The sequence below is a fragment of the Pseudoalteromonas rubra genome, from assembly GCF_005887115.1.
Lineage (GTDB): Bacteria > Pseudomonadota > Gammaproteobacteria > Enterobacterales > Alteromonadaceae > Pseudoalteromonas > Pseudoalteromonas rubra_F.
In genome coordinates this window covers 1-341 of the sequence record NZ_PNCJ01000115.1, presented here as the reverse complement: position 1 = coordinate 341, position 341 = coordinate 1, and the positions used below count along the sequence as shown (strand labels likewise).

The 341-nt window shown below is 44.0% G+C and carries 1 pseudogene; it reads left to right on the top strand.

Going from position 1 to position 341, the window contains the following annotated elements:
- Positions 1-207: 207 nt before the first annotated feature.
- Positions 208-341 (top strand): annotated as a pseudogene (locus CWB98_RS24535) (CDP-glycerol--glycerophosphate glycerophosphotransferase); the annotation flags it as partial.

The window sequence follows — 341 nt, the reverse complement described above, 5'->3', positions numbered from 1 at the left end:
GCGCGCTATGATAGTTCAGCTGGCAGCGAAAATAAAGATAATCGCCGCAACAAAGCGGACTTTAGTCCTATCTTTTTTATTCTCGGCACTGTTTAGCCCTTGTACCTGTCATTTAAAGTTAATATTGCGGTAAACTAAACAACATCTTTTTGCTATAGGGGCACGGCGGTGGACTTAGCGAGCAGCACTCAGGGCAAGCGATACCTTATGTATATTTCGCAAAATTACTCCTATGCGATTTTACGCCCTTTACAACAAGTTATTCGCGCTCATGGCGGCGAAGTAAAGTGGTTTTTAGAGGGCAATGAAGTTAACCCTGATTTCCTAGCTGCGGACGAATC